19 protein-coding genes and 1 riboswitch are annotated in these 25002 nt (G+C 71.7%); of the genes, 4 read left to right on the plus strand and 15 right to left on the minus strand.

The features are described from left to right. Positions 1-19: 19 nt before the first annotated feature. Together H297_RS38250 and H297_RS38255 are read left to right on the plus strand one after the other, a co-directional pair. Positions 20-1213, plus strand: coding sequence for a LacI family DNA-binding transcriptional regulator (locus tag H297_RS38250; RefSeq protein WP_037795377.1), 1194 nt, complete (start codon positions 20-22; stop codon positions 1211-1213). A 93-nt stretch (positions 1214-1306) separates the two neighbouring features. Beyond that, positions 1307-2584, plus strand: coding sequence for an NAD(P)/FAD-dependent oxidoreductase (locus H297_RS38255; RefSeq protein WP_051352157.1), 1278 nt, complete (start codon positions 1307-1309; stop codon positions 2582-2584). Between the two features lie 137 nt (positions 2585-2721). Here H297_RS38255 and H297_RS0125075 read toward each other — a convergent pair whose 3' ends face one another. From H297_RS0125075 to H297_RS0125090, 4 genes are read right to left on the minus strand one after another with little or no spacing between them, the layout of a single operon-like run. Continuing rightward, entirely contained in the window at positions 2722-4002 is a 1281-nt protein-coding gene (locus tag H297_RS0125075) for an MFS transporter (RefSeq protein ID WP_486589655.1), read from the minus strand. A gap of 17 nt (positions 4003-4019) precedes the next feature. Further along, on the minus strand, positions 4020-5741 hold the full coding sequence (locus H297_RS0125080) for a hydantoinase B/oxoprolinase family protein (protein ID WP_027739308.1): 1722 nt from the start codon (positions 5739-5741) through the stop codon (positions 4020-4022). After that, on the minus strand, positions 5738-7801 hold the full coding sequence (locus H297_RS0125085) for a hydantoinase/oxoprolinase family protein (RefSeq protein ID WP_027739309.1): 2064 nt from the start codon (positions 7799-7801) through the stop codon (positions 5738-5740). Before H297_RS0125085 ends, H297_RS0125080 begins: the two co-directional genes overlap by 4 nt. Positions 7802-7823: 22 nt before the next feature. Beyond that, the gene (locus H297_RS0125090; protein ID WP_027739310.1) at positions 7824-9062 is read right to left on the minus strand and encodes an FAD-dependent oxidoreductase; all 1239 of its coding nucleotides are present in this window, start codon (positions 9060-9062) and stop codon (positions 7824-7826) included. 64 nt (positions 9063-9126) lie between these two features. Between H297_RS0125090 and H297_RS0125095 the strand changes: the two genes are divergently transcribed. Further along, entirely contained in the window at positions 9127-10023 is an 897-nt protein-coding gene (locus H297_RS0125095) for a MurR/RpiR family transcriptional regulator (protein WP_027739311.1), read from the plus strand. Between the two features lie 57 nt (positions 10024-10080). Here the strand turns inward: H297_RS0125095 and H297_RS43385 are convergent, their stop codons facing one another. The 5 genes from H297_RS43385 to H297_RS0125120 form a co-directional block, all read right to left on the minus strand. Next, complete coding sequence (locus H297_RS43385; protein WP_158693736.1) at positions 10081-10224, minus strand: MFS transporter small subunit; 144 nt, start codon at positions 10222-10224, stop codon at positions 10081-10083. Next, the gene (locus tag H297_RS0125105) at positions 10199-11623 is read right to left on the minus strand and encodes an L-lactate MFS transporter (protein WP_027739312.1); all 1425 of its coding nucleotides are present in this window, start codon (positions 11621-11623) and stop codon (positions 10199-10201) included. The genes H297_RS43385 and H297_RS0125105 overlap by 26 nt, the downstream gene beginning before the upstream one ends. A gap of 200 nt (positions 11624-11823) precedes the next feature. Next, positions 11824-12960, minus strand: a complete 1137-nt coding sequence (locus H297_RS0125110; protein ID WP_027739313.1) for a bifunctional 2-methylcitrate synthase/citrate synthase — start codon at positions 12958-12960, stop codon at positions 11824-11826. A gap of 29 nt (positions 12961-12989) precedes the next feature. Continuing rightward, positions 12990-13895, minus strand: a complete 906-nt coding sequence (prpB, locus tag H297_RS0125115; protein ID WP_027739314.1) for a methylisocitrate lyase — start codon at positions 13893-13895, stop codon at positions 12990-12992. Further along, entirely contained in the window at positions 13895-15415 is a 1521-nt protein-coding gene (locus tag H297_RS0125120; protein ID WP_027739315.1) for an MmgE/PrpD family protein, read from the minus strand. The genes prpB and H297_RS0125120 overlap by 1 nt, the downstream gene beginning before the upstream one ends. Positions 15416-15622: 207 nt before the next feature. Here H297_RS0125120 and H297_RS0125125 point away from each other — a divergent pair, with 207 nt between their 5' ends. Continuing rightward, entirely contained in the window at positions 15623-17062 is a 1440-nt protein-coding gene (locus tag H297_RS0125125) for a helix-turn-helix transcriptional regulator (RefSeq protein ID WP_027739316.1), read from the plus strand. 69 nt (positions 17063-17131) lie between these two features. Here the strand turns inward: H297_RS0125125 and H297_RS0125130 are convergent, their stop codons facing one another. From H297_RS0125130 to H297_RS38260, 6 genes are all read right to left on the minus strand, one after another. Further along, the gene (locus H297_RS0125130; protein ID WP_027739317.1) at positions 17132-17908 is read right to left on the minus strand and encodes an enoyl-CoA hydratase; all 777 of its coding nucleotides are present in this window, start codon (positions 17906-17908) and stop codon (positions 17132-17134) included. Continuing rightward, the gene (gene mmsB / locus H297_RS0125135) at positions 17905-18837 is read right to left on the minus strand and encodes a 3-hydroxyisobutyrate dehydrogenase (protein WP_037795378.1); all 933 of its coding nucleotides are present in this window, start codon (positions 18835-18837) and stop codon (positions 17905-17907) included. The genes H297_RS0125130 and mmsB overlap by 4 nt, the downstream gene beginning before the upstream one ends. After that, positions 18837-19922, minus strand: coding sequence for an enoyl-CoA hydratase/isomerase family protein (locus H297_RS0125140; RefSeq protein WP_027739319.1), 1086 nt, complete (start codon positions 19920-19922; stop codon positions 18837-18839). The genes mmsB and H297_RS0125140 overlap by 1 nt, the downstream gene beginning before the upstream one ends. Next, the gene (locus H297_RS0125145; RefSeq protein WP_027739320.1) at positions 19919-21070 is read right to left on the minus strand and encodes an acyl-CoA dehydrogenase family protein; all 1152 of its coding nucleotides are present in this window, start codon (positions 21068-21070) and stop codon (positions 19919-19921) included. Before H297_RS0125145 ends, H297_RS0125140 begins: the two co-directional genes overlap by 4 nt. Before the next feature lie 5 nt (positions 21071-21075). Next, positions 21076-22575, minus strand: coding sequence for a CoA-acylating methylmalonate-semialdehyde dehydrogenase (locus H297_RS0125150; RefSeq protein WP_027739321.1), 1500 nt, complete (start codon positions 22573-22575; stop codon positions 21076-21078). A gap of 200 nt (positions 22576-22775) precedes the next feature. Continuing rightward, a riboswitch (cobalamin riboswitch) is annotated at positions 22776-22962 on the minus strand. Positions 22963-23016: 54 nt separating this feature from the next. Further along, positions 23017-24453: an XRE family transcriptional regulator gene (locus tag H297_RS38260; protein WP_051352158.1), complete on the minus strand. Its 1437-nt coding sequence runs from the start codon at positions 24451-24453 to the stop codon at positions 23017-23019. Positions 24454-25002 lie beyond the last annotated feature (549 nt).

Genomic DNA, 25002 nt, shown 5'->3' on the forward strand with positions numbered 1-25002 from the left:
GGGGACAGGAGAAGCACGCGTGCACAACAGCCAGCGGCGGGACGGATCGCCCAGCATCGTCGAGGTCGCCCGGGCCGCCGGTGTCTCCACCGCGACCGCGGGCCGGGTCCTCGGCGGCTACGGCCAGACCAGCCCCGCCTCACGCACCAAGGTGGAGGAGGCCGCGCAGCGCCTGGGCTACCGCCCCAACGGGCTGGCGCGCAGCCTCATCCACGGCTCCACGGAGACGGTCGGCGTGATCGTCACCGACATCGGCAACTCCTTCTTCGCCAGCGCCGTGCGCGCCGTGACCGACGCCGTACGAGCCGCCGGCTACGAGATCCTGCTCGCCAACACCGACTCCGATCCGGAGGCCGAGCAGCGCGCGCTCCAGGTCATGTGGGAGAAGCGCGTCGACGGGCTCGTCATCGCCCCGCAGGGCCCCGGCTCCGCCGAACGCCTGCGCGCCATGGCCGAGGCAGGACTGCCCATCGTGCTCCTCGACCGCCCCCTGGCGGCCCTCCCCCAGGCCGACCAGGTGACCATCAACAACACCGCCTGCGCCCGCAGCGCCGTCGGTCACCTGACCCGGCTCGGGCACCGCCGCATCGCCGTGGTCAGCGAGGCCGCCCGGGAACTGGAGCGGCTGGTGGACGCACCGGCGGGTGAGGGCGAGGACGAACCCCCCAGCGCCGCCCGCCTGGTGGGCTACCTTGCCGCGCTGCGCCGCGCCGGTCTCGACCCCGACCCCGCCCTCGTCGTCCACTCGCCCTACGACCGGCACGCCGCCGAGCGGACCGTACGCCGGCTGCTGCGCCGGAATCCGGACGTGACGGCGGTGTTCTGCACCGACAACGTCCTCTCCTCCGGAGCGGTGGCCGCCCTTCAGGACAGCGGAAGATCCTGCCCGGAAGAGATCTCCCTCGTCGGCTTCGACGACCAGGACTGGACGACGCTGGTGCGTCCCCGCCTGACCGTCGTGCGCCAGCCGCGGCGCGAACTGGGCACGGCCGCCGGACGTCAGCTGATCGCCCGGCTGACCGACCGCGGCCGGGCGCGCGCGGGCGCCGATGCGGCCGAACTGCCCGGCCCCGGCGCCGAGGGTGCGGGCGCCTCGGACAGCGGGCGCCCCGAGCCGGAGACGGCAACCGGAGAACGCATCGTGCTGAAGGGCCGGCTGGTCACCCGGGATTCGACAGGGCCCGCACCCGGGCCCCGGCCGGCGTCCGGCTGACCTTCCGCACCGCCGTCCGGCCTGGACCGCGCCTGCGGACCCCGGCCGACCCGCGCCCGGGCCACCGGCCCGCAAAGCTCAGGAGGGGATCGCATGAGCCACCGCACCCGCATCGTCGTCATCGGCGCCGGAGTGCTCGGCACCGCACTCGCCCACCGGCTGGCACGGGGCACCGCGTACGCCGGCACGCCTCGCTCCGGCGAGGCGCACGCAGCCGCTGTCCCCGCCGTGACGCTGCTCGACCGTGCGGAGCCGGGGCGGGGCACCTCCCGCTGGAGCCTGGCCTGGCTGAACTCCAACGGGGTGACCGACCGCGGCTACCACGAGTTGCGCACCGCTTCCCTGCGCGCCTGGGCACGGCTGGCCGAGGAGGCGGGCGGTGCCGAGTGGTACCGCCCGGTGGGCAACATGCGCTGGGCCGATCCGGCACCCGACGACCCGGACGACCCCGCGGGCGGCCGGCTCACCGAACGGGTCCGGCGGCTGCGGAGCCGGGGTTACCCCGCCCACCTCGTGCCCCCCGCACGGGCTGCCGCACTCGAACCGTCGCTGCGGCTGCCCAAGGAGGTACGGGAGGTCGCCTGGTTCCCCGGGGAGGGGTACGTGCGGACCGAACGCTTCGTCGCGGCCCTCACCGCCCGGCTGCGTCAGGCCGGCGCAGACGTCCGCACCGGGGACGCCGGTCAGGTCACGGCCCTGGAGCGCACCGGCCCCGGCCTGTCCCGAGGGTCCCGCGCCACCGGCTGCTGGCTCGTGCACACCGCGGACGGCCCGACCGTCCGCGCCGACGTGGTGGTGAGCTGCACCGGCCGCTGGACCCCGGAGGTGACAGGACTCGCCGGTCAACCGGTGCCGATCGTGGACCCCTCGGCGCCGGACTCGCCGGCACCAGGACTCGTTGCCCGGGTGGGCCCGGTGGCCACACCGCTGCAACGGGTGGTGCACACCCCGCACGTCCACCTGCGCCCACACGGCGAGGCCACAGAGGAGGGGAGTGCCACCGCACACCTCGAAGCCGGTGACGTCGATGTCGACCTGCACACCCCACCCGGTGAGCTCGACCGCTGGGCGGACACGCTCCTCGACCGTGCCCGCGCACTCGTGCCCGGCCTCTCCGCGGCCCGGGTCCTCGAACGGCGGGTGTGCGTGCGGCCGCTGCCGCTGGACGGACACCCCGTCGTCGGTCCGCTGCCCAGCACCCGGGAGAGGGCGGGCGGGCTGTACGTGGTCGTCACCCACAGTGGCGTCACCCTGGCTGCGGGGCTGGCGGAGCTGATCGCGGCCGAACTCGTCACGGGGCGCCCCGAACCGGCACTGGACCCGTACCGGCCCGGCGCCGCGCGGATCGGGTGGGGTGCGGCGGAGACGTGAGGCCGCCGGCCGCGAGGGGGTGGTGCCGCACTGCCGCACTTGGGTGTCGCGGTTCCGGCCGAGGCCCGCGCTCCTCGCGGGGAGGCGGTCGGCACGTTGCGGGCGGTACCCGGTGCTCCGGGAGCCGCGTGGCGCCGTCAGTCCAGGACGCGTCCCCTGGTCTCCGGCAAGAGCCAGATGAACAGCAGGGTCAGGACGGTGCAGACCGTGACCACCATGACGATCGCCATTCCCAGGCCGCTGCTCGCCGCTGCCCAGCCGATGAGGGCGGGGCTGAACGCCGCGGCGCCGCGCCCCACGTTGTAGGTGATGCCTGCACCGGTGCCCCGCGCGTGCGCCGGGAACAGCTCGGTGAACAGCGCGCCCTTGCCCGATGCCTGGGCCGCGATGAAGAAGCCGACCACGAGGGCGAGCACCAGGTTGTACCAGAGGGCGTGAACGGGTATCGCCATGAACAGGAAGCCGAACACCGCGGTCCCCAGGTAGAAGACGGTGAAGGCCCAGCGGCGTCCGATCCGGTCGTGCAGGTGGCCGCCGAGCACGTAGCCCAGCCAATTGCCGACGATCATGAACCATACGTACAGCGCCGTGCTGCTGACACTGAGCCCGCGCTCGTCCTTCAGGTAGAGCGGGATCCAGGTCTGCAGCGCGTAGGTGCTGGCCAGCCCGGTCGCGCCGAACAGTGTGCCCAGGACGGTGACCTTGCGCAGGCCCGGGGAGAACAGCTCGGCGAACGCGCCCTTCTCCCCCGGCTTCCCGGGTGCCGTCTCCGCCGCCCTGGTATCCGGGGCGGCGGGCACGGTGCGCGCCCGCGGGAGGTCGCGCAGGTTGCGCCGGATGACGAGCGCCACGAGTGCGGGCAGGATGCCGACGGTGAACATGACCCGCCAGGCGACCGTGTCCGGCAGCCAGGCGTGGCTGAGCAGGTAGGAGAGGTTCGCGCCCGCCCAGCCGACGGCCCAGGCGGACTGCACCCACGCCAGTGTCCTGCCCCGCCGTTCCGGTGCGGCGAACTCGGCCATGAGGGCTGCGCCCACCGGCCATTCGGCGCCGAAGAAGAACCCTTCGAGAGTGCGCCACAGCAGCAGGGACTCGAAGTTCTGGGAGGTGGCGGTCAGGCCGGTGAACAAGGCGTATCCGGTGATCACCAGGACCAGGACCCGCACTCTGCCGAAGCGGTCGGCGAGTCTGCCGCCGACCACGCCGCCCACGGCCGAGCTGAGGAGCGCCGCGGAGGTGGCCAGGCCGCCCTGTGCCGTCGTGAGGCCGAAGGCGGCGATGATCCCGCTGAGTGCGAGAGGGAACATCTGGTTGGTGAAGCCGTCCAGGCCCCAGCCTGTCCAGGTCGCCCAGGTCACGCGGCGGGCAAGGAACTTGTCCACCGCCGGAGGTTGCCGGTGGGCCGATGTGGTGGTCATGCCTGCACTCCGTTCGGTCACTGCCGGCCGCGCTCGCTCGCCCGTCCGAGTCCGTAGAGGTCGTGTGCCGCACGTTCGGTGATGCGTCCGTTGCGCAGGTCTTCGCGTACCTGCTCCGGGTCGCGGGCCGTCGGTTCTCCGAAGCCGCCGCTGCCGGGGCTCTCCACCCTGAGCACGTCGCCCTGCCGGAGCCGTACGCCCGAGAGCCTGCCGCCCGCCAGCTGCTGCTCGCCGGCCTGGCCCGGGTTGACCACGAATCGGCCGGGGCTGCCGTCGTGTCCGCCGCTCAGCCCCCAGGGCCGGGTGGCCTGCCGGTCGGCGTGCGCGGAGAATTCGGCGCCGTCGCCGAGGACCCGTACGTCCCTGCGCACGCCGAGACCGCCGCGGTGGGTGCCGGCGCCGCCGGAGTCGGGGATGAGCTCGTAGGTGTCGACGAGGAGCGGGTACTCCTGTTCCAGCGCTTCGATGGGCAGGTTGGAGGAGTTGGTGATGTGGACCTGGACGGCGTCCAGGCCGTCCTTCGTGGTTCTGGCACCTCCGCCGCCGGCCACCACCTCGGGGTAGACGAAGAAGCCGTCCGCGTGCTCTCCGGAGAACGTCACGTAGGTGACGGTGCTGTGGCTGGCGGCCGGTACCCGGTCGGGCAGCGCGGCGGCCAGCGCGCCGAGGACGACGTCGGCCACCCGCTGGCAGGTGTCCGTGCGGGCCGTGACCGGTGCGGGTTCGACCGGGTTGACGATGCTGCCCTCGGGGGCCGTGATGCCGACCGCGTCGAAGAAGCCGCCGTTGGGCGGGATCCCGGGGTCGAGTACGGCCTTGAGCGCGTAGTAGACGGTCGCCTCCAGCGCCGGTCGCACCACGTTGATTCCTACGGGCGCCTGCGGGCCCGTACCGGCGAAGTCCAGCGCGACGCGGTCGCCCTCGACGGTGACCGCGACCTCGATCCGGGTACCGGCCTCCGCGTCGGCATCCGCGGGTCCGCCTTCGGCTTCCGCCGGGTCCATCAGGTCGCTGAAGCGGTACGTGCCGTCGGGGACCTCGCGCAGGGCAGCCGCCAGTCGTTTGGCGGAGTGGTCCAGGAGGTGAGCGGTCGCTGCGTGGACCGTCTCCGAACCGTAGCGCCTGTGCACCTCGCGCAGCTGCCGCTCGCCCACCTCCACCGACGCCAGTTGCGCGAGCATGTCGCCGCGACGCTCGTGCGGCAGCCGGGAGTTGAGTTCGACGAAGGCCAGCGGGGCCTGTTCGACACCGCCGGCCGTGGCGAACCTGACCAGCGGGATGCGCAGCCCCTCCTGGAAGAGCGAGTCCGAGTCGCCCGCATTGCTGCCGGGCACCCGGCCGCCGATGTCGGAGTGGTGCGCGATGTTGGCGCTGTAGCCTGCCAGTTCACCGTCCACGAACACCGGCTTGACCATGGTGAGGTCCGGCAGATGGGTGCCGCCGCCGCGGTACGGGTCGTTGGTGAGGAAGACGTCTTGCGGCCGCACGGTCAGCTCGGAGGCGAGCAGCGCGTCGATCAGGCCGGTCATCGATCCCATGTGGATGGGCATGTTCTCGGCCTGTGCCACCAGCTTGCCCTGCGCGTCGAACAGCGCGGTCGAACAGTCGGAGCGCTCCTTGATGTTGGTCGAATAGCTCGCCCTGCGCAGCACGGCGCCCATCTCCTCCGCGATGGTCACCAGGGACGCGCCGATGACCTGCACCGTGATGGGGTCGGGGGTGTGCGTCTGGTTCCTCAACGCTGCTCCACTTCGATGATGAGGTTGCCGTGCGCGTCGACGAGCGCGGTGGCGTCGGGAGTGATGACGGTCGTCGTGTCGAGCTGTTCGACGATGGCCGGACCCGGCAGCTCGGTTCCGGCGCACAGCTTGGCGCGCTCGTAGACGGGGGTGTCGAGCGGGCCTGTCTCGTCGAAGTCGACCTGGCGGCGGCCCACCAGCGCTCCCCCGGGGTCGGTTCCCTCCTCTATGGAGGGCAGGTCCGGTTTGTCGATCACTGCGGCGGCGGTCAGCTGGATCTCCACGATCTGTACCGGCGCGTCGGCGTGTGCGTAGCCGTAGCTCTTCGTGTGCTGTGCGTGGAAGGAGGCCACCATCTCGGCCACGGCGCCCGAGCCGAATGCTGCCGTGTCGATCGCCCGCTGCGGCAGCGGCACCGACAGTTCGAAGTTCTGCCGTGCGTAGCGCATCCGGGCCTCCCCGGTGATCCTGGTCTCCGCCTCCGGCGGGGCTTCGGCGGCGAGCCACTCGCGCGCGGAGTCGTGGGCCTCGCGCAGCATCTCGTCCAGCTTCTCGGGGTTGTGCTCGTCGGCCTCCTGCAGTACGGCTTGGGCGAACTCGGCGCGGATGTCGGTGACGAGCAGGCCCAGGGCGCACAGGGTGCCCGGGTTCGGTGGCACCACGACGGTGCTCATACCGACCTGCCTGGCGACTTCGACCGCGTGCAGGGGCCCGGCGCCGCCGAAGGCGACCAGGACGTAACCGCGCGGGTCCTCGCCTGCCTCGACCGAAACCTTGCGCACCGCCCCGGCCATGTTGACGGCCGCGATCCGGCCGATACCGCGCGCGGCCACCGTACGGTCGGCCGCCATCGCCTCCGCGACACCGTCCACCGCGCGTCCGGCCGCTTCGTAGTCCACCGCGAGCGCTCCGCCCAGGATGTACTCGGGGTTCAACCTGCCGCGCAGCACGTTGGCGTCGGTGACGGTGGGCTGGTCGCCGCCCCGCCCGTAGGCGGCGGGGCCCGGCTGGGAGCCCGCGCTGGCCGGGCCGACCTCCAGCGCTCCGCCGGGGTCGACCCTGGCGATGCTGCCGCCGCCGGCGCCGACGGTGTGGATGTCGAGCGAGGGGGTGCGCACCGGCCGGCCGTTGATCCGGCGCTGCGTGGACACCAGGGCCTGCCCGTCGCGTACGAGGCAGACATCGGTGCTGGTACCGCCCATGTCGAAGGTGATCAGATCGGCGAAGCCGGCCTGGCCCGCGACGTGCGAGGCCGCGACGACACCGGCCGACGGCCCGGACAGCAGTGTGGTCACCGGGTAGCGGGCCACGGATTCCAGCGACATCATGCCGCCGCTCGAACCGATCACCTTGGGCTGTACCGGTACGCCGGTCGCCCTAATCCGCTCGGCCAGCCGCGACATGTAGCGGTCGATACGCGGCCCCACGTAGGCGTTGACCACGGCTGTCGAGAACCGCTCGAACTCGCGGAAGACGGGGGCGATGTCCGCCGACGCGCACACGTAGGCATCCGGCAGCGCGGCCCGCAGGCGCGCTGCGACCTCCCGCTCGTGGCCGTCGTTGCGGTAGCTGTGCAGGAAGCAGACCGCGACCGCCTCCGGGTTCGCCGCGCGGATCCGGTCCACCACGGCATCCGCGTCCTGCCCGCTCAGCGGGACGAGCGGCGCGCCCTTGGCGGTCATCCGCTCCGTGACCGTGTGCACCAGGGCCCTGGGGACCAGCGCGGGCGCCTTGTCGGCGTCCAGGTCGTAGAGGTCGGGGCGCTGCTGGCGGCCGATCTCCAGCACGTCGCGCAGCCCGGCGGTGGTCACCAGCGCGGTGCGTGCCCCGTCGGACTCCAGCACCGTGTTGGTGGCCACGGTGGTGCCGTGTCCGAGGTAGCCGACGTCGCCGGGTGCCGCCCCGGTCCTGCGCAGGATCGTGCGGACGCCTTCGGCGACGGCGACGGACTGGTCGTCGGTGGTCGAGGGCAACTTGTGGATGTGGAACCGGCCGTCGGCCGTGTCCAGGGCCGTCACGTCGGTGAAGGTGCCGCCGACGTCGATCCCGATACGTAGCATGGAACCCTCCTGCGGGTGAGGATCAGGACAGCCGCGACAGCGACAGGTGATCGATGGGGGTGTCGGTGCGGCCGGTGAGCAGCAGGTCGGCCGCCGACCTGGCGAAGACCGGCGCCAGCTTGAAGCCGTGACCGGAGAACCCGCCCATGACCAGGACGCTGGGCCGTTGCGGATCGCGGCCGATGATGCCGTGGTTGTCGGCGGTGTAGCCGTCCATGTAGGTGCGTACCGCGGTGGGCCCCTCCGGCAGGCCCCGCAGGCACCGTGCCACGGCGGCCGACACGCGCGAGGTGTAGTCCCCTTCGACGACGGGATCGAGCCGGTCGGGATCGGCCACGGGGGACTTGGGCACGTGCAGGTTGACCTTCACTCCGCCGCCGACGTCGGGGAAGAAGGAGAAGCTGTTCTCCGCTCCGCTGCGCCGGATGCCCACAGGGAAGCGCTCGGGGGCCCAGTCGTCGTCGGCGTCGAACCAGCACAGCACGGCCCGGCGGATCTCGACGTCGTCGGCGAGCCCCGGCACACTGCGGCCGATCCAGGGGCCGGTGCACAGGACGACCTGGTCGAAGTGCGCGACCTCGATGTCCTCGGTCTCGTCTGCGGCGTCGGTCTCGGCCTGGAGCCGGCTCCTGGCCGCGTCCCCGTGCGGGGAGTCCCCACCTGCGGAGAGGCCCTGCGAAGGAGCGCCCTGCCGGTAGTGGACGGCGACGCCTGTGCCGGTCTCGACGACGTCGAGGACGGTGGTGCGGGTGTGTATCGCGGCCCCCGCCTTCCCGGCGAGCTGAGCGGTGGCGACCACCGCACGGTGCGGGTCGAGCAGCCCGCCCTCCCGGTCGAGCAGCACGACGTCGTCGTCGAAGAGCCGGTGGTGGGGGAATCGCTGCTCCGTCTGCCGGCGGTCGAGCTGCTCGACGTCGAGCCCCCACTCGTGGGCGACACCGAGAACGGTGCGCACATCGCGGTCCTGCGCCGATCCGATGGTCAGCGCCCCGCACGGTGTGAGCAGCGGGGTGCCCGCCTGGGAGCCGAGCTGTTCCCACGCCTGCCGTGCCTCACGCAGCAGTGGGACGTAGCCTCCGCCCTCCTTGTACGCGATGCGGAAGATGCGCGTCTCGCCACCCGCCGCGCCCCGTCCGTGTCCGATGTCGAACTGCTCGAATCCGGTCACGGGCACGCCACGGGAGGCGAGTTGATGGAGGACCTGGCTTCCCATGGTGCCCACGCCGATGACGGCGACGCGCGGCTGCGGGGGTGGTTTCATCGCTGTCTCCGCGGGGTCGGGAGCGTTGACCCGAGGAACGTAGCATTCACTTCATGGATGGACAATGGACAACGTGAACACTTCATCCGACACGCTGGCCCAGCGCATTCGCCGAGCCGGGACCCTGGCGAGCGGCGAACGCGCCGTGGCCGAATACCTGCAACGGCACCCCGAAGAGGCGGCTGTCTCCTCGGCGGCCAAGCTCGGCAACGCCACCGGGACCAGCGACGCCACGGTGATCCGTACCGCACGCAAGCTCGGCTTCGCGGGCCTCGCAGATCTCAAACGCAGCCTCGTCCACCACCTGGCCCGGCGCCGCGATCCCGCCCAGGTCCTCGACGACCGGGTGCAACGGCTGCGTCCGGCGCACACCGCCGCACTGCAACCCGTGATCGACGCCGGATGCGGGCTGCTGGGTGAGGTACCGGCGCTCATCGAGGGCACCGCATGGTCGCGCGCCGTGGAAGTGCTGAGCGAGGCCACCCACGTATGGGCCTACGGGATCGGTCCCGGCGCCGCACTCGCCGACCAGTTCGCGCTGAGCCTCCGCCGTGCGGGCAAGGCGTCCGACGCCTGGACGGCGACCGGGTTCCGGCTCGCGGACGACCTGCTGCGGCTGCAGTCCGCACACGCCGTGGTCGTCATCGCCCCGCTGCGCCTCTTCCGGGAGATCGGCATCGTCCTCGACCACGCCCACCGCGTCGGCGCGCACAGCGTCCTGCTGACCGAAGCCACCGACGAGGGCAGGGAGACCAGGGCCGGAACGGTGCTGCCGCTGCCCGACTCGACCGAGGGGGCGGCCAACGAACTCCTCGCGCCGCTGACCATCCTGCACGCGCTCGTACTCGAACTGGTCACGGCCCAGCGCTCGGCCGCCGTCGACCACTACCAGCAGCTCAACGCCCTCCGCACGGAGATCGCCGGTACCGAGCTCGACCTCAGCCGCCTGCCGGAACCGTGAGCTGCAACAAGTGCACCTCGGCCCCGGGCGGCGGCCCCCACCGCCGCCCGGGGTCTGTCAGTTCGTGAACAACTGGGCTGCCTTCCGGACCAGTTCGTAGAGGCCGTAGGCGAACGGAAGGCCCACCCACAGCCAGACGAGGACGGCAAGCCAGGTGCGGCGGGGCGCCGCCGGCTCAGGAGAGGCGCTGCTGGGTGCCATCGGGGGCCTCCGTCCGGTTCGTGGGTCCTGCGGGCGTCTGCGCGGCGTCGCCTTCCGGGGCCGGCTCGTGGAAGCGCCGGTGCACGGGCCGGATGCACTCGTTGGCGACGAAGCCGACGACGAGGAGTCCCATCATGATGTAGAGGGAGAGGCTGTAGAGCCCGGGCCCGCTGCGCCCGGCCGCCTCCTGACTGTCGGCGACCCGGTTGACGATGAGCGGGCCGAGCACGCCGGCGGTGGACCAGGCGGTGAGGAGGCGGCCGTGGATGGCGCCGACCTGGTAGGTGCCGAAGAGGTCCTTCAGATAGGCGGGCGCGGTGGCGAACCCGCCGCCGTAGAAGGAGAGGATCGCCAGCGCGGAGAGGACGAAGACCGGCTTCGAGGAGCCTCCGGTGGTGGCGATGAGGAGGTAGAGCAGCGCACCGGCACCGAGGTAGACGCGGTACATGTTCTTCCGCCCGATGGCGTCGGAAGTGGCCGACCACACCAGGCGCCCGGCCATGTTGGTGAGCGAGAGCAGCGCGACGAACCCGGCGGCTGCGGAGACGGAGACCGGTGTGCTGGTGTCCGAGAAGAAGTCCGTGATCATCGGGGCGGCCTTCTCCAGAATGCCGATCCCCGCCGTCACGTTCATGCACAGGACGACCCACAGACACCAGAACTGCGGTGTGCGCAGCGCGTTGCGGGCCGACACCTGTCCGGTGGAGATCATCGCGCGCTGCTCGGTCGGCGGCGTCCAGTTCGGCGGACGCCAGCCGTCCGCGGGGACCCGCACGAGGAGGACGCCGAGCGCCATGAAGACCGCGTAGGAGAGCCCGTGCACGAGGAAGGCCGTGGCGATCCCCCCGCTGTCCTCCCCGAAGCTCTCCAGCATCTGCGAGGACCAGGGTGAGGCGATGAGCGCGCCGCCGCCGAAGCCCATGATGGCGATACCGGTCGCCAGGCCCGGGCGGTCGGGGAACCACTTGATCAGCGTCGAGACGGGCGAGATGTAGCCGATGCCGAGGCCGATGCCGCCGACGAAGCCGTAGCCGAGGACGATCAGCCAGAACTGCTCCGTCGCCGCACCGAGTGCGGAGAGGAGGAATCCGCTGGCGAAGCAGAGCAGCGACACGGCCATCGCCCAGCGCGGCCCCTTGCGTTCGACGAGCGTGCCGCCGAACGCGGCCGAGAGGCCGAGCATCACGATGGCGAGCTGGAAGGGGAGCGCGCTCGCCGTCCCGGAGAGGCCCAGGGCCTTCTCCAGCGGTGGCTTGAAGACGCTCCAGGCATACGCCTGGCCGATGGAAAGGTGGACGGAGAGCGCGGCGGGCGGGACCAGCCAGCGGCTCCAGCCGGCCGGTGCGACCGTACGGGAGCGGCTGAGCAGTCCCCCGTTCGGAACCTGTGGGGACATCATGGGGCGGCACTCTAAGTAGTTGAGAGCTGTATGACCAGGGGAACGACGCCCCGCCCCCTCCCCCGGCCTCCGGTACCCGACCACCGGAGGAGCAAGAACACGATCAAGCCCCTGCGATACGGAGCGAGTTGAGGTGCCGGGGGGCGGCGGCACCGTCAGGCTGTGTGCCGTCCGGCTTCGGCCTTGGCGTCGCGCGGTTGTCAGGTAGCCGCTGGGACCGGCCTTTGGCCCACTCCCGTGTAGGAGGCGAGGGGGCGGATGAGGGCGTTGTGTGCGAGCTGTTCGGTGATGTGGGCCGTCCAGCCGGTGATGCGGCTCATCACGAAGATCGGGGTGAAGGTGGGGATGTCGAAGCCCATGAGGTGGTACGCCAGCCCCGCGGGATAGTCCAGATTGGGGTGGATGCCCTTGCGGGTGAGCACGGCCTCCCGCAGCGCGGCGTGCAGCGCGGCCAGCCGGGCGGCCTCCGGGTCACCGGACCGGGAGACGAGCCGGTCGGTGGCCTCCTGCATCATCGGGACACGGGAGTCGCCGTGCTTGTAGACACGGTGCCCGAAGCCCATGATCTTCCGCTTGGACGCCAGCGCCTCGTCCAGCCATGCCACGGCCCGCTGCGGATCACCGACCTCCTGGAGCATGTGCATCACGGCCTCGTTGGCACCGCCGTGCAGCGGGCCCTTCAGCGCGCCGATGGCAGCGGTGACCGCGCTGTAGAGGTCGGAAAGCGTGGAGGTGACGACGCGTGCGGTGAACGTCGAGGCGTTGAAGCTGTGCTCGGCGTAGAGGATCAGCGAGATCTCGAAGCAGCGGACCACCTGCGGCGGTGGCACGGTACCGAAGCACATGTGGAAGAAGTTCTCGGCGTAGCCGAGGGACGGATCGGGCCGGACGGGGCCGAGCCCACGCCGCCTGCGCTGGTCCGCGGCGACGACGACCGGCAGTTTCGCCAGCAGCGCCAGGGACTTGGCGCGGTCGGCCTCCGGGGTGTCCACACCTTCGAGCGGGTCCTCGGCGCCGAAGAAGCTGACGGCGGTACGCAGCACGTCCATCGGATGGCAGGTCTCCGGAACGCGGGCGAGCAGTTCGGCCGTGGTGCGGTCCAGGGGGCGCAACGCCCTCTCCTGGGCCCGGAACTCGGCGAGCTGCGCGGCCGTGGGCAGCTCGCCGTGCCAGAGCAGGTAGGCGACTTCCTCGAACGAACAGCGGTCGGCGAGGTCCTGCACGGGATAGCCGCGGTAGGTGAGGGAGTTGGTCTCCTCGATGACGGTGGAGATCTCGGTGGTGTCGGCGACGACGCCCGCCAGTCCTCTGCGGACGTCGGTTGCGGTGCTGGTCATGGCTGTCGGTCTTCCTGTGGGGCGGCCGGTCAGGCGCCGGGCGGCAGGGTGAAGTCGTGCACGGAGGTGTCGAAGGCGGCGTAGTCGGCGTAGCCGAGGACCTGGTAGAGCCGGGAGCGGGTCTGCATCCGCTCCAGCAGCGACTCCTGGGTTCCTTCGGTGGCGAGGGCCCGCAGTCCGTCCTCGATCGCCCCGTTGGCCAGACGGAAGAGGGTGACGGGGAAGAGGGCGATGTCGTAGCCGAGGTTCTCCAGCGTGCGCGCGTCCAGCAGCGGGCTCTTGCCGAACTCGGTCATGTTGGCCAGCAGCGGCACATCGACGGCCCTGCGGAACGCCTCGAACTCGGCCTGGTCCGCCAGGGCTTCGGGGAAGACGGCATCGGCACCGGCGTCGACGTACGCCTTGGCGCGGTCGATCGCGGCGTCCAGGCCCTCCACGGTGCGGGCATCGGTGCGGGCCATCAGCAGGAAGTCGGCGTCGCGGCGGGCCTCGGCGGCGGAGCACACGCGCTGCACCATCTCCTCGCGGCTGACGAGCGTCTTCCCGTCCAGGTGCCCGCAGCGCTTGACGGAGACCTGGTCCTCCAGGTGCATCCCGGCCAGACCGGCGTCCTCGAAGAGCTGCACCGTGCGGGCGGCGTTCACCGGGGCGCCGAATCCGGTGTCGCCGTCGATCAGCACCGGCAGGTCGGTGACCCGGGTGACCTGCTGGGCGCGGGCGGCGATCTCGGTGGCGGTGGTCAGCCCGATGTCGGGCAGGCACAGCTCGGCGGAGAGGACGGCGCCGGAGAGGTAGGCGGCCTCGAAGCCGTGCTCCTCGATGAGTCTGGCGGAGTACGGGTTGAGCGCACCCGGCATGGTCAGCAGCCGGCTGGTGGCGAGCCGTTCGCGCAGGGCGCGACGGCGCTGGGCAGGGGTGGTGCGGGTGTGCAGCATCAGAACAGCCCCTTCGGGAGCGTGGCGTCGTATGCGGCGACGGCGTCCGTGTCCGCGGCGGGGAAGAGGTGGCCGAGACTGTCGGTGTCCAGCTCGCTCAGCTTTCCGGCCGCGTCGAGGAAGGCCCCCTGTGCGCCGGGGGTCACGACTCCCTCCGTGAGGACGCGGAACTTGCGTTCGTACTCGGCCCGCCCGAAGGGGCGGGCGCCGGCGGGGTGCGCGTCGGCGACGGCGAGTTCGTCCTCGATGACGGTGCCGTCCTTCAGTGTGATCACGGCACGTCCGCCGAAGGCCCGCTTCTCCGGGTCGGGATCGTGGTAACGGCGGGTCCACTCCGGGTCCTCGACGGTGGAGATCTTCTGCCACAGCTCGACGGTCTCCGGGCGCCGCGCCCGCTCGGGCGCGTAGGAACGTTTGTGGTGCCACTGGCCGTCCTCCAGCGCGACGGCGAAGATGTAGGGCACCGAGTGGTCGAGGGTTTCGCGGCTGGCGGTGGGGGCGTACTTCTGCGGATCGTTCGCGCCCGAGCCGATCACGTGGTGCGTGTGGTGGCTGGTGTGCAGCACGATGGCGCGGACCGCCGCCGGGGAACCGACGCGCGTCCGCAACCGCCGGGCCAGGTCGATGATCGCCTGGGCCTGGTACTCGGCGGAGTGCTCCTTGGTGTAGGTCTCCAGGATCGCCCGCCGTGGCTCGCCCGGTTCGGGCAGCCCCACCGTGTAGACGGCGTCGGGGCCGTCCAGCATCCAGGCGAGAAAACCGTCCTCACCCTCGTATACCGGCGACGGCGCGCCCTCGCCCCGCATGGCGCGGTCCACGGCCTCGATCGCGGCCTTGCCCGCGAACGCGGGGGCGAAGGCCTTCCAGGAGGAGATCTCGCCCTTGCGGGACTGCCGGGTCGCGGTCGTGGTGTGCACGGCCTGCTGGACGGCCTGGTGGACGGTCGCGGTGTCCAGTCGCAGCAGCGCCCCGAGCCCGCAGGCGGTGGCAGCACTCAGGTGGGCCACGTGGTCGATACGGTGCGCGTGCAGGCAGATGCCCCGCACCAGCGCGACGTGGATCTCGTACGCAGCGACGATCCCGCGCAGCAGCTCGGCGCCGGTGCGTCCGGTGTGCTGGGCCACCGCCAGCAGCGGTGGGATGTTGTCTGCGGGGTGGGAGTAGTCGGCGGCCAGGAAGGTGTCATGGAAGTCCAGCTCCCGCACCGCCGTGCCGTTCGCCCAGGCGGCCCACTCCGGCGAGACCCGCACACCGGGCGCCGCACCGAAGACCGACGCTCCGGGGCCCGCCGTGTGGGGCAGTGCCTGGGCGCGGGCGACGGCGACGGGGCGGCGGCGCAGTGCGGCGACCGCGACCGACGCATTGTCGATCACCCTGTTGACCGCCATGGCGGCGGCCCGGGGGTCCAGCGCTCGCGGCTCCTGGGTGCCGGTGGCGACGGCGGCCAGCTTCCAGGCGAGCTGTTCCTCGCGCGGCAGCCGGTCGGCGCTGGGATGGACACGTACCTGGTGGTCGATCACGGGGCTCCTCGCTCGTCGTGCGCTACGGCGCCTCTTACGGCGCTCCGAGACCGAGCATTCCCCTGCTCGCCGAACTTCGCGACCGCTCCAATCTGCGGAATCCGTCCATGCGGGGGCCGTGAAACTGCGAAAGTTGCAAATTCGGCGGATGCTAGATTCGCAGCGACGGACACGCCGTGAAGACGGAACGGGGAAGGACGCAGCGGCATGGCGCGCCCACCGGTACGGAAGATCTACGCACACGCCAAGCTGCGCAGACTGCGCGTCCGGCACGGCATGAACCAGGTCGAGCTGGCCCGCGCGCTCGGCATCTCCACCAGCTACCTCAACCAGCTCGAACACAGCCAGCGCCCGCTCACCGCGTCCGTCCTGCTGCGGCTGGCCGAGGTGCTCGGTGTGCAACCGGAGTTCTTCTCCGAGGCCGCGGAAGAACGCCTCGCGACCGATCTGCGTACGGCCCTCGCGGACGAGGCGAGCGGGGTGACGGTGGGCCCGGAGGAGGCGGCGGAGGTGGCCCGCGACCATCCGGAGACGGCCAGAGCCCTGGTGGCGCTGCACCGCCGCTACCGGGACTCGGCGGAGCAGGTGGCGGCACTCGCCTCGGACGACTCCTCCGCCGCGCTGCCGCCCCAGGAGGCGCACGACGAGGTCCGCGACTTCTTCTACGCCCATCACAACCACTTCGGCCCGCTGGACGAGGAGGCGGAGCGCACGGCCTCGCGGCTGGGTCCGGACTTTGCGCGGTCGGCGGCGAGCGTCCTGCGCGAGCTGTTCGCCGAGCGCTACGGCATCACGATCGTCCAGGCGAGCCCCGAGCGCGCCACGGACGCGCGCCGCTTCGACCGCGAGAGCGGTCTGCTGTTCCTCTCCCCCTACCTGACGGAGGGCCAGCAGGCGTTCCAGCTCGCCACCCAGCTGGCTCTGCTGCACCATCACGACCTGCTCGATGCGGTGGTCGCCGGCACCGCTTTCGCCTCGCCCCAGTCCGCGGGGCTGGCCAGGATCGGACTGGCCAACTACTTCGCGGGCGCGCTGCTGATGCCCTACACCACCTTCCACACGGCGGCCGAGAAGCTGCGTTACGACATCGAACTGCTCCAGGCCCGCTTCGGCGTCGGCTTCGAGACGGTCTGCCACCGCCTCAGCACCCTTCAGCGCACCGGGCGGCGCGGGGTGCCGTTCTCCTTCCTGCGGGTGGACCGCGCCGGGAACATCTCCAAGCGCCAGTCCGCCACCGACTTCCACTTCTCGCGGCTGGGCGGCACCTGCCCGCTGTGGACGGTCTACGAGGCGTTCTCCGCCCCCGGCCGCATCCTCACCCAGGTCGCGGAGATGCCCGACGGCAAGCGCTACTTCTGGGTGGCCCGCACCGTCACGCGGGGCGGCTTCGGGCATCGCGCGCCGCGTGCCGAGTTCGCCGTCGCACTCGGATGCGAGCTGCGCCACGCCCCTCGGCTCGTCTACGCCGAGGGCACCGCTCTGGACGATCCCGGGGCCGCCACTCCGATCGGCCTGGGCTGCCGCATCTGCGAGCGCCGCGACTGCGCACAGCGGGCCCGGCCCCCTGCCGGCGGGCGCCTGGCCGTCGACCCGGACCGTCGCACGACCATTCCCTACCCCGTCGAGAGGCGGGGCGGCGGGAGCTGAACCCCCACCGCCCGTGCTCCTGGCGGAGCCGGCCGACAGTCCTGACCAGGTGCCGAACGGCGGAGCTGCCTACTGGTGCCGGAAGACGGGAGCCCGCTTCTCGGTGAAGGCCGACATCCCCTCCTTCTGGTCCCGCGTGGCGAACGTCGCGTGGAACAGTCTCCGTTCGAAGTGCACGCCCTCGGCGAGCGTCGTCTCGAAGGCCCGGTCCACCGCCTCCTTGGCCATCATGGCCACCGGCAGGGACATGCCCGCGACCGTCCCCGCCACCGTACGGGCCTCGGTGAGCAGGTCGGCCGCCGGAACGACGCGGGAGACCAGCCCCGCGCGCTCCGCCTCGACGGCGTCCATCGTGCGGCCGGTGAGGCACATCTCCATGGCCTTGGCCTTGCCGACCGCCCGGGTCAGCCGCTGGGAGCCGCCGATACCGGGGATGACTCCCAGCTTGATCTCGGGCTGCCCGAAGACGGCGGTGTCGGCGGCCAACAGGATGTCGCAGAGCATGGCGAGCTCACAGCCGCCGCCGAGCGCGTAACCGGACACGGCCGCCACCGTGGGGGTGCGGACCCGGCCGAGCCGGTCCCAGGCGGTGAACCAGTCGGCCAGGTACATGTCCATGTAGCCGCGCGGCTGCATCTCCTTGATGTCGGCTCCGGCCGCGAAGGCCTTCTGCGAGCCGGTCAGGACGAGAGCGCCCGTCTCCGGGTCGCGGTCCAGTTCCTCGGCCGCCGCCACGACCTCCTCCATCACCGTGAGGTCGAGCGCGTTCAGCACCTCGGGCCGGTCCAGCGTGAGGACGGCGACGCGTCCCTCGCGCTCTACCCGGATGGTCTCGTAGTCCCTCATGCGTGCTCCCCCTCCGCCTCCGGCCCCGCGGCCGACCGTGCTCTGATGGTCCGCACGATGGCGGAGAAGTCCTCGTCCGCGCCGCCCTCTTCGGCGAAGGCGGCGTACAGTGCGGCGGCGCGCCGCCCCAGTTCGGCGTCGACCCCGTGCGCCTCGACGGCGCCGAGGGCCAGTCCCAGGTCCTTGGCCATGAGGGCTCCCGCGAAGCCGGGGCGGTAGTCGCGGTTGGCCGGGCTGGTCGGCACCGGTCCCGGCACCGGACAGTTGACGGACAGCGCCCAGCACTGCCCGGATGCGGTGGAGGCCACGTCGTACAGGGCCTGGTGGGACAGGCCGAGGCTCTCGCCGAGGACGAACGCCTCGCTCACCGCGATCATGGAGACGCCGAGGATCATGTTGTTGCAGATCTTCGCCGCCTGCCCGGCTCCCGGGCCCCCGCAGTGCACCGCCTTCTTGCCCATCGCCGCCAGCAGCGGCTCCGCCTCCGCGAACTCGGGCTCGCCGCCGCCCGCCATGAAGGTGAGCGTGCCCCCCTCAGCGCCGACGACGCCGCCGGAGACCGGTGCGTCCACCCCGCGCATCCCGGCCCCGGCCACGGCCTCGTGAACGGCGCGGGCGTCCGCCACATCGATGGTCGAACAGTCGATGAACAGCGTGCCGGGTCGCGCGGCGGACAGCAGCCCCTGATCCCGGTAGAGGCCCAGCACATGCCGCCCCTCGGGCAACATGGTGAGCACCACGTCGGCGCCCTCGGCCGCCTCGGCCGCCGAGCTCGTGGTCTCGACCCCGAAGCCGGCAGCCGCCGCCGTCAAGTCGGGGACCAGGTCGAAACCGCGTACCCGGTGACCGGCCTTGGCGAGGTTCGCCGCCATGGGCGCGCCCATCCGTCCGAGTCCGACGAAACCGACCGTGCGCCGTGCCCGGCTCATCACGCCACCTCCTGTGCCGCGTCGTTTCCCCGCCCGCCGAAGCGGAGCCCGTCGTCGCCGCCCGACGTGAAGAACCGCTCCACATCGACGTCGGCGACCTCTGCGAGGGAGGCCGGTCTCCAGCGCGGGCTGCGGTCCTTGTCCACGACCTGGGCCCGGATACCCTCGACCAGATCGGGGGCGGCCAGGCAGGCACACGAGACCCGGTGCTCCTGCTCCAGAACCCGCTCCAGCGAGTCGAGCCGCCGCGCCCGGCGCAGCGCGGCAAGGGTGACCTTGAGTGCCGTCGGTGACTTGGCGGCCAGCGCCCCGGCTGCCTCCTTCGCCCCGGGCGAGCCGTCGGCGCGCAACCGCTCGACGATCTCCTCGACCGACTCCGCCGCGTAGCAGCGGTCGATCCATTCCTGGGCCGCCTCCAGCCCGCCGGGCGGCGGCTGCCCGGCGTACCGCGCCACCGCCTCCCCCGCAGACACCTCCGCGAGGTCGCGCAGCAGGTCCGGCAGGTGCGGTGAGGGTACGAAGTGGTCGGCCAGCCCGCACAACAGCGCGTCGGCGGCGCCCATCCGGGCTCCGGTCAGCGCCAGATGCGTCCCCAGCTCCCCGGGCGCGCGGGCCAGCAGATAGGTGCCGCCGACATCGGGGACGAAGCCGATGCCCGTCTCCGGCATCGCGATCCGGGAGCGTTCGGTGACGATCCGGACCGAGCCGTGCGCGGAGACGCCCACGCCACCCCCCATCACGATGCCGTCCATCAACGCCGCATAGGGCTTGGGAAAGCGGGCAATCCGGGCGTTGAGCCGGTATTCGTCCCGCCAGAAGGCAGCCGACCTGCCACCTCGGGCGCGGGCGTCCTCGTAGATGGCACGGATGTCGCCGCCCGCGCACAGTCCCCGCTCCCCCGCCCCGTCGAGCACCACCGTCCGTACGGCAGGGTCCCGCTCCCACTCGTCCAGGGCGGCGTCGATGCGCCGCACCATGGCGTGGGTGAGGGAGTTGAGCGCCCGCGGGCGGTTGAGGGTGATGCGGCCGGCGTGTCCCTCGGCAGCGAGCAGGACCGTCTCGCCGTCGGCGTCGGGGCCGGTCACCGGAGGGCCTCCGTCATGCCGCGGGCCACGATGAGTCGCATGATCTCGTTGGTTCCTTCCAGGATCCGGTGGACCCGCAGGTCGCGGACGATCTTCTCGATGCCGTATGCGGTCAGGTAGCCGTATCCGCCGTGCAGTTGCAGCGCCCGGTCGGCCACGGAGTAGCCGGTGTCGGTGGCGAACCGCTTGGCCATCGCGCACATCTGTGGTGCCTGGTGATCGCCGAGGTCGAGAGCGCGTGCCGCCTGCTGGACGAGCGCGCGGGCCGCGGCCAGTTCGGTCTCCATGTCGGCGAGCTGGAAGCGCAGGGAGTCGGCGTCGAGCAGACGCGCGCCGAACGCCTCCCGGTCGGCGAGATAGGACAGCGCGGCACTCAGCGCGCTGCGGGCGCCGCCCAAGGAGCAGGCGGCGATGCCCAGGCGCCCGCCGTTGAGGCCGTTCATGGCGATGCGGAAGCCGTCACCCTCGCGTCCGAGCAGCCGGTCGGCCGGGACCCGGACCTGTTCGAGGACGACCTGTCGGGTGGGCTGGGCGTTCCAGCCCATCTTCGACTCGTTCGGCCCGAAGGAGAGTCCCGGGTCGTTCCTGTCGACCAGGAAGGCGGAGACCCCGCGTGCCCCGTCCCCGCCGGTGCGTGCCATGACGAGGTAGAGCTGCGAGGCGTCGGCGCCGGAGATGAACTGCTTGACCCCGGTCAGGACGTACTCGTCCCCCTCACGCACGGCTCGGGTACGCAGCGCCGCTGCGTCGGAGCCGGCTTCGGGCTCGGTCAGGCAGTAGCTGCCCAGGTCCTCCATGGCACACAGCCGGGGCAGCCACCGCCCCCGTTGGGGATCGCTTCCGTAGTGGTCGATCATCCAGGCGACCATGTTGTGGATGGACAGGTACCCGGCCACCGACGGGCAGCCGGAGGCCAGGGTCTCGAAGACGAGCACGCCGTCGGCCCTGCTCAGCGCCGAGCCGCCGGCCTCCTCCCGGACGTAGATGCCGCCGAGTCCCAGTCCTGCGGCCTTGCGCAGCACATCGACGGGGAAGTGCTTGTCGCGGTCCCACTCGACCGCGTGCGGCGCGAGGTGGTCCTGTGTGAAGTCCAGGGTGGCTTCGACGAGGGCCGCCTGGTCCTCGGTGAGAAGGGCGGTACCGGTCATCGCGCTCACCGCATCGTGGGGAGGGTGAAGCTCGCGCCTTCCTTGACCCCGGAGGGCCAGCGCGAGGTGACGGTCTTGGTCCGGGTGCAGAAGCGGATGGAGTCGGGTCCGTGCTGGTTGAGATCCCCGAAGCCGGAGCGCTTCCAGCCGCCGAAGGTGTGGTAGGCGACGGGCACCGGGATCGGCACGTTGACGCCGACCATGCCGGTGTTCACGCGGCGGGTGAAGTCGCGGGCGGTGTCCCCGTCCCTGGTGAAGATCGCCACGCCGTTGCCGTACGGGTGCTCGGTGGCCAGGCGCAGCGCCTCCTCGTAGTCGGCCGCGCGCACGACGGACAGCACGGGGCCGAAGATCTCCTCCTGGTGGATGCGCATGCCCGGGGTGACCCGGTCGAAGAGGGAGGCACCGGCGAAGAAGCCGTCCTGGTGGTCCGGGAGACGGAAGTCCCTGCCGTCCACGACGAGTTCGGCCCCCTCCTCGACTCCGAGATCCACGTAGGAGCGGACCCGCTCGACGGCGTCCTGCCCCACCAGCGGACCGAAGTCCGCGTCCGTGTCGTCGGAACGCCCGATCCGCAGCGTGCCGATCCGCTCCTTGAGCCGCTCCACCAGCGCGTCGGCTGTCGCCTCGCCGACGGGCACGGCCACCGAGACGGCCATGCAGCGCTCGCCGGCCGAGCCGTACCCCGCGCCGATCAGCGCGTCGACCGCCTGGTCGAGATCGGCGTCGGGCATCACGATCAGGTGGTTCTTGGCCCCGCCGAAGCACTGTGCGCGCTTGCCGTGCGCGGCGGCCGTGGCATAGATCCGTTCCGCCACGGGGGTGGAGCCGACGAAGCCGACCGCCTCGACACGGGGGTCCTCCAGCAGGATGTCGACGGTCTCCTTGCCGCCGTGGACGACGTTCAGTACGCCCGGGGGCAGCCCCGCCTCCACGAACAGCTCGGCGAGCCGCAACGGCACCGAGGGATCCCGCTCCGAGGGCTTCAGGAGGAATGCGTTACCGCAGGCCAGAGCCGGTGCCGCCTGCCACAGCGGGATCATCGCGGGGAAGTTGAACGGAGTGATCCCCGCTACGACGCCGAGCGGCTCGCGCAGCGAGTGCACGTCGATGCCACTGCCTGCGTTGTCGGTGAACTCCCCCTTGAGCAGGTGCGGGATGCCCGCTGCGAATTCGACGACCTCCAGTCCGCGCTGAAGGTCGCCGTGCGCGTCCGCTACGGTCTTGCCGTGCTCGGAGGAGAGCAGCCGTGCGAGCGACTCGCGTTCCTCCTCCACGAGTTGGAGGAAGCGCAGCAGCACACGGGCGCGCCGCTGCGGATTCCAGGCGGCCCATCCGGGCTGGGCCGCCGCCGCGTCGGCGATCGCGGCCCGGGCCTCCTCGGCGCCCGCCAGCGGCACCCGGGCCTGCACCTCGCCGGTGTTGGGGTCGTACACGTCGCCGTAAGCACCCGAGGCGCCCGGGGTGTGCTTACCGCCTACGAAATGTGCCAGTTCACGGATCAAGAGAGCCTGCTCTCGTCAGGTGGGATCCGGGGATGGCGCGGCCGTAGCGCACACGGGCGGTGGCCGGCGTGCGGGCGGCGCGCGGGGAAGCGCGTGGCGGAATACCCCTACGGCGCGGGGTCAGGTGCCCGGCCGACCGACGTGCCGGGATCGTGGATGCGCACCGGTGCCATGCGTGTCTCTCCATCCTCGTGGACAACACGGATACGAACACCGCGGCCGGTATCCTGACTCCCGGATCAGCGCACGCTCCCCGGCCTTCCCGGCGGACGAACGGGCCGTTCGCCAGTGGCCTTCGACGCATGGAGAGCGCGCTCCCCGGTCACAGTGGCGGGACCGTGCCGGACTCGCACCGGCTTCCCTGACACCGCGGACCTTGCCCTCGACAATATAGTTGGACGTCCAAGTACGTCCACCCCGGGACGGGCAGACGGACCCTGTTCACTCCCCGGCGAAGGGCACCTCCCGCGCATCGCCGGACGGGGCCGCCACCGGATACGGCACGAACGTACTGCTGTTCTCGTCGATCGCCAGGGCCCGGTCGAGGGGCGGCACGGCACGCTGCGGGCAGGCGGTGCGCTCGCACACCCGGCAGCCCATGCCGATCGGCGTGGCGGCGGACGCGTTGGAAAGGTCGAGCCCGTCGGAGTAGACGAGCCGGGAGGCGTGGCGGATCTCGCAACCCAGCGCGATGACGAAGGTCTTGCCCGGCTCGCCCCAGCCGCCCCGGTGCCGGGTGACGGTGCGCGCGGTCCACAGATGACGCTGTCCGTCGGGCATGGAGCCGACCTGGACACGGATACGCCCGGGCGAGGCGAACGCGTCGTACACACCCCACAGCGGACACGTCCCGCCCCCACGGGAGAAGTGGAAGTCAGTGGCGGACTGCTGCTTGGAGAGGTTGCCCGCCCGGTCGACGCGGACGAAGGAGAAGGGCACACCCCGCAGCCTGGGCCGCTGGAGCGTGCTGAGGCGGTGGCACACCGTCTCGTACCCGAGGCCGAAGCGATCGGTCAGCAACTCGATGTCGTAGCGCACCTCCTCGGCCGCCGCGTGGAAGGCCCGATAGGGCAGGATCAGGGCGGCGGCGAAGTAGTGGGCGATGCCGATGCGGGCCAGCGTCCACGCCTGCGAGCCGGGATCGAAGTCCTCTGCCGCGAGAGCCGACAGCTCGTCCTCGTGCTCGATCAGCGCGAGCTGCGTGGCCATCCGGAAGGCCCGCTGCCCCGGCCGCAGCGTGGGGGCAAGGTGCAGGACCCGGGTCTCGGGATCGTAGCGGTGTTGCCGGGCGGAATCCGCCGCCAGACGCACACCGTGCTTCTCCAGACGCCTGGTCAGCGCGGCCAGCACCTCCCCCGGCCTGGCGCCGATACGGACGGCGAGGTCTTCGGCGGCGAGGTCGGTCTCGTGCAGGTAGTTCTGACGGCGGTAGAAGAACTCCCGGATCTCCTCGTGCGCGGTACGCGGATACACCGCCGTGGCGGCCTCCCCCTGCGGCTCGGAGGGTTCGGACAACCGCTCGGCGAGGCTCTGGTTGCGCCTGCCCAGGTCGACCAGGACGGCGGCCACCTGGGGCATCCGCGCGGCCAGCTCCGGCAGATCGGCAGGTGAGACGCGGGCGGCGGCGATCTCACCCGCCAGCGCGTCCCGCAAGTCGGCCACGAGCCGGCTGGTGTCCCGCCCGGAGAAGAAGTCGGGGTCGATGCCGAACACTTCGGTCAGACGCAGCAGCACCGGAACCGTCAGCGGCCTGGAGTCGTGCTCCATCTGGTTCAGGTAGCTGGGCGAAATCCCCAGCCTGCGGGCGAGTTCCGCCTGGTTGAGACGGCGCTCCTCGCGCAGTCGGCGCAGGCGCGCTCCCGCGTATGTCTTGCTCATCGCCGACCGGTCCTCCCCTCACTCGCGCCCGCGTGGACTCCACCACCCGGGAACTCGGCACTCCGAGACGCCGCTTCCCTCCTCCCGCGCCTTCGCAACCTTGGCAAATGAGCACGGAAAGATACGCAGAACTTAGCAGCGTTTCCCCCTTGATGGCACTGGGTGCCAGTGGCACATTCCTTGTACGGCCCGCCGGAGACCGGCGACCGCAAAGAAAACCGGGGCACGATTCACGCCCTGACGTCGGAGATCCCGGCCGTTTCATGGCGGACGCACGCATCGTCTCACCCTTCGGCTTCGGCGGGCCGCACCACTGGCACGGATCGCCACGCACTCATTGTGGCACTCGATGCCACATCTTCGCACAGTTCACTCAACCCTCATAGGGCCGCAACGGTCCACGCCTCTCGGGAGATGGTCATGGCGCAGACGCAGACAACCCGGACAGCAGCCGAGCAGCTCGCCCAGCGGTGGGCGGCGGACCCGCGGTGGAAGGATGTGGCACGTACCTTCAGTGCCGAGGATGTGGTGCGGCTGTCGGGCAGTGTC

The sequence above is a fragment of the Streptomyces sp. CNT360 genome (assembly GCF_000424785.1).

Coding starts and splice junctions, on each gene's coding strand:
- H297_RS38255 (WP_051352157.1), top strand. CDS start 1,307: ATGAGCCACCGCACCCGCATCGTCGTCATCGGCGCCGGAGTGCTCGGC.
- H297_RS0125075 (WP_486589655.1), bottom strand. CDS start 4,002: ATGACCACCACATCGGCCCACCGGCAACCTCCGGCGGTGGACAAGTTC.
- H297_RS0125085 (WP_027739309.1), bottom strand. CDS start 7,801: ATGCTACGTATCGGGATCGACGTCGGCGGCACCTTCACCGACGTGACG.
- H297_RS0125090 (WP_027739310.1), bottom strand. CDS start 9,062: ATGAAACCACCCCCGCAGCCGCGCGTCGCCGTCATCGGCGTGGGCACC.
- H297_RS0125095 (WP_027739311.1), top strand. CDS start 9,127: ATGGACAACGTGAACACTTCATCCGACACGCTGGCCCAGCGCATTCGC.
- H297_RS43385 (WP_158693736.1), bottom strand. CDS start 10,224: ATGGCACCCAGCAGCGCCTCTCCTGAGCCGGCGGCGCCCCGCCGCACC.
- H297_RS0125105 (WP_027739312.1), bottom strand. CDS start 11,623: ATGATGTCCCCACAGGTTCCGAACGGGGGACTGCTCAGCCGCTCCCGT.
- H297_RS0125110 (WP_027739313.1), bottom strand. CDS start 12,960: ATGACCAGCACCGCAACCGACGTCCGCAGAGGACTGGCGGGCGTCGTC.
- prpB (WP_027739314.1), bottom strand. CDS start 13,895: ATGCTGCACACCCGCACCACCCCTGCCCAGCGCCGTCGCGCCCTGCGC.
- H297_RS0125125 (WP_027739316.1), top strand. CDS start 15,623: ATGGCGCGCCCACCGGTACGGAAGATCTACGCACACGCCAAGCTGCGC.
- H297_RS0125130 (WP_027739317.1), bottom strand. CDS start 17,908: ATGAGGGACTACGAGACCATCCGGGTAGAGCGCGAGGGACGCGTCGCC.
- mmsB (WP_037795378.1), bottom strand. CDS start 18,837: ATGAGCCGGGCACGGCGCACGGTCGGTTTCGTCGGACTCGGACGGATG.
- H297_RS0125145 (WP_027739320.1), bottom strand. CDS start 21,070: ATGACCGGTACCGCCCTTCTCACCGAGGACCAGGCGGCCCTCGTCGAA.
- H297_RS38260 (WP_051352158.1), bottom strand. CDS start 24,453: ATGAGCAAGACATACGCGGGAGCGCGCCTGCGCCGACTGCGCGAGGAG.